3 protein-coding genes and 1 pseudogene are annotated in these 3,942 nt (G+C 53.9%); 1 reads left to right on the top strand and 3 read right to left on the bottom strand.

What is annotated here, in order from left to right:
* On the top strand, nt 1-212 hold a 212-nt coding region (locus ACIQ2E_RS14185; protein ID WP_398331935.1), incomplete at its 5' end, for an AbrB-like transcriptional regulator.
* 504 nt (nt 213-716) lie between these two features.
* Here ACIQ2E_RS14185 and ACIQ2E_RS14190 read toward each other — a convergent pair.
* The 3 genes and pseudogenes from ACIQ2E_RS14190 to ACIQ2E_RS14200 form a co-directional block, all read right to left on the bottom strand.
* Nucleotides 717-2,333, bottom strand: a complete 1,617-nt coding sequence (locus ACIQ2E_RS14190; RefSeq protein WP_398331938.1) for an AAA family ATPase — start codon at nt 2,331-2,333, stop codon at nt 717-719.
* A 306-nt stretch (nt 2,334-2,639) separates the two neighbouring features.
* Nucleotides 2,640-3,761 carry an IS3 family transposase gene (locus tag ACIQ2E_RS14195; protein ID WP_398331941.1) on the bottom strand — a complete coding sequence of 374 codons (1,122 nt, stop codon included), beginning with the start codon at nt 3,759-3,761 and terminating at the stop codon, nt 2,640-2,642.
* Nucleotides 3,725-3,942 (bottom strand): annotated as a pseudogene (locus tag ACIQ2E_RS14200) (IS3 family transposase); the annotation flags it as partial. The gene ACIQ2E_RS14195 and the pseudogene ACIQ2E_RS14200, both read right to left, overlap by 37 nt.

Here is a 3,942-nt window from a genome sequence, read left to right on the forward strand (position 1 = left end):
AGGGCGTCAGTCTCGGCGCCGATGGTGGCGGCAAAGGCCGTGGCAAAGCAGGACGCAAGCTCAGCCACACGACCAAGGTGCAGTTCAACGGCAACCTGATGGTGGGCAAGGCCTACACCGCTATGCTCGATCTCAAGCCTGGTGACGAGTTCGAGATCAAGCTCGGCCGCAAGCAGATCCAGCTGATTCCGGTGGGTGGTGGCGCGGAGTGAGGCCTGCGGCCAGGTCGAGAGGGCTGAGCAAACAGGCTGCTGGTGCTGTCTCATCCCACCAGCGCCGGCTCCACCCACTCAATGGGCGCCACCACCGGCCCTGCCAGGGACGAGAGCGCTCGCCAGTGGCCCGCTGCCAGCTGGTTGCAGTGCCGGCGTCTCCCGGCTGGCACTGCAGCTGGTAGTCCTTGCCCAGCCAAAGCGGAGGCCTGACCTCGTCGGATGAAGAGCTGACCTTCTTGCTGCTGGGAAGCAGGCACCCGTACTGCGTTAAGAAGATCTACTCATAAACCGAGCGCATGAGCGGCGGCGGCCGGGCCACACAATTCGCGACAGGGATGGCAATAATGAGACTGGCGATTGGCTACCCAACTGAGCGAATGTTGTCAGTATCACTTTGACGGGAGCCTAGTCACAAGAGCCGGAAGACCACCTATGCAGAAAGCAGGGCTAGGAGTTGTAGACGACGAGGAGAGATCGAGCTCTAGTCATTGCGACGTAAAGCTAATTTTCGCCGAGGGAATCCGGCGAAGTCCATAAAATGACGCAAAGCGACTCAAGCCCCTTAAAGTCAGCAATTGAGTTCAGCTCAACATTAAGGCGGGAAGCAGACTTTAAAAGACATAGAGCAATACTACCATCGGCATTGACCTGGAAGCGATATTTCTCAGCGTCGAGATCCGCCAGGCTCTTCAAAAGAACAACGATTTGAGATGAATGCAGAGAGTAGGTTCTACAAAGAGTGTCAACGAGCTCAAAGAGCTCTTCCGGCGAATCGTTGTACCGCTCACGGTTTATCACATCCGGGCCATCAGGCGCTATGCAAGTAGCGATATCGACTGTAGCGCAAAGACCGATTACGCGCTCCATGATTTGAGGAGTATTTCTCAGATTAGAAGTGAGGGATAAATAGTTATCGAACTCGAACAATGTACGTATTTCAGAAGGGCTAAAGTCGCCTAGTCCTAGAGCCTGGCTAATGTCATAGAGGCCAAGAAAGATGCCTTTCTGGCTTGTCAGACGACGAAGGCTCAAGATAAGTGAGTCATCAAGATCTTGCATTTCATCAATGACGATATGAGACAAACGAAATCCACTATTTTGAGAAATAAGGTTAACAAGGTCGGATGGGCTAGAGAGCCCATCTGCATTAAGAGAAAGAGTCTTTGCAATCTTTTCAAGGTATATTGGCAACTCATGTGAGGAAACAAAGTCTACTCTTGGCAGCAAGGATGAATAATTGCTTTTTAGGCGTGCACTAAGAAGGGAGGAGTGACATATAAAAGCACTCCGATTATTTGATTTAGCAGACAGTAAACGCATAACCTCAAGCCCAACAAGGGTCTTGCCGGTTCCCGCAGATCCAAAGAGAAGTACATTATGATTTCGAATTAGTTGATTGATGACATGAGACTGCTCGGAAGTGGGTGTAATTCCCGAATCGAAAAACTGCTCCGTCTCAATTAGCTGAGAAGCAGATGAAAGAGGAAAAGATCCCGAAGGGGATAGACATTCGTGAAATGCTGAGACTTCATTTCGAGATAGTGGATCAAGATCGCGTTCGGCCATTGGGCGCACGAAACAGGATATGATCCATGCAGAAGGATCGAGAAGATCAGTGTCAAAAGCCGAGAAGCTCAACTCGTTATTAATAGATTTTGCGGCCCATGTTCGTCGGACGCTTTCAGGGAAGAATGCGGCGTAAGTGAAAATTTGTTCAAGCTCCCAGCGAGGCCTTGGGATAATCCTCTTTATGTCAATATGATCAATTACTCGGTACATCGAGCGCTTTGCCTGCTCGTGAGGGTCTTTGATGGGATACACATTGCCCATTCGGCTTCGAGAGTAATACTTGTTGTCACGAACTTCAACGGAACCACCTTTGCACTCTACGAATATAATTCCGTACTCGGGCCACACGATTATGAAATCAGCTTCGCCTCTGACATACTGGAAAGAAGATTGCCTGAAATGACGCAGTCCTCTCCAGTTTCGAGAATAGTAGATATTAACGTTTGCTGGTAGCTTAGAGCGAAATGCATTAAAGACAAGCTTCTCACCACGACGACTTCCCTCATCGGAAAGATCAAGAGGGAAAGATTCGGGATACGAAGTGGCCATGCTGAGAAGGCGTCCATGTCGGATGTGAGCTCATGATAGTACTTGACAAAAAAGCGAGCAGATGATTTTAAAGGACTTTAAAAGAGTTGCTATATGATTGAAACGCATGCAGCTAGGTGTGACGTGCTATTCGCAACACAATCACTATACTTAGCACATAGACCATGTAAACCTCGGCGTCTCATGACTATCTTTTCGGCGCTGATTGTAATGGATACTGTAGTAGAGGCTAGTCTGATCTAAGACGCAAAGGGCAAACGTCTCATCCGGTGACTTTCAGGAAAGATGTCACTCCTCGGCTGCCGTTCAGGCGGCCTGCACCAACGGTAGCTGCCCTGGTTCACTGAGCTCATCTGGCGGCTGTTTGGTCCAGACCACCTCCGGTTGACGCCAGCACCTCGTGGATCGTGACCACCGCCTTGGATTGCGCTGGCGGGCCTGTTCGTAGACGACAGCACGGTGCCGGCAAGCCTCCACAGCTTGTCCACCGTGACGTTGCTGGGGCGTCACGAGTTTGATGCCGCTGTGGCGGTGTTGGTGGTTGTACCAGTCAACGAACTTGGCGACCCACTGACAGGCCTGGTCTCTGGTGGCAAATGGCTTGCGGGGGTATTCAGGCCGATACTTCACCGTCCTGAACAGCGATTCCGAGAAAGGGTTGTCGTTGCTGACGCGCGGCCGTGAGAACGACCTGAGCACGCCCAGTTCTTCGAGGCGGCTTTCCAGTGTGGCCGCACGCATGGCGTTGCCGTTGTCGGCATGGAGGATCAGCGGCTGCTTGCGGCTCTTGCTGATCCGCTCTCTGAGGCAAGCCCTGCTCACCAGATCCGCTGCAATGGCTGGATCCTCGCGCTCAGCCACATCCCAGGCGACCACCTTGCGGCTCCACACGTCGATCACGAGGTAGAGATACAGCCAGATTCCCCGCACGGTGGTGGGCAGATAGGTGATGTCCCAGCTCCACACCTGATTTGCTCCTGCGGCCTGGAGCCTCGGCACGGCTCTTGGTTCCTGTGGTGGCCGCGCTCGGCCGCGCCGATGGGCTTGGCCGTGGGCATGGAGTACCCGGTAAAAGCTGCTCTCCGAGCCGATATACAGACCCTGATCGGCCAGGGCTGGCACGATCTGACCTGGCGGCAGTGAGGCGTACTCCGGCTGGTTGCAGGTGAGCAGGATGCGTTGGCGCTCCTCTTCGGTCAGCTTGTGAGAGACCAGCCGATGACTGCCTTTGCGGCGATCGTGGCCTCCGCCATCACCCAGACATGCCTCGCGCCAGCGTTTGAGCGTGCGCAGGCAGATGCCGATCTCGCCGCAGGCACTGACCAGGCCTGCGCCAGCAGCATGCGCCTCGCCGATCAGCTCAATCGCCTTGCGCCTGTGAACAGTGCTGGTCAGCCTTCCGCGTCCTCCGAGCAGAAGGCCTCCCACTTTTTTCGGAGCACCAGCAACGCTGCCATCTCCGCCATGGCCTTCTCCTTGCGCTGCAGTTCCTTCTTGAGGGCCTTGATCTCTCGCTGGTCTTGGGCACGGAGCTTTTCCAGCTCCTTCTGCTCCTTCAATGTCAGCACTGGCTTTTCGTTGGCATCCTGGGCGGCCTGACGCCAACGTT

This window comes from Vulcanococcus sp., from assembly GCF_044369115.1.
Classification (GTDB): domain Bacteria; phylum Cyanobacteriota; class Cyanobacteriia; order PCC-6307; family Cyanobiaceae; genus Vulcanococcus.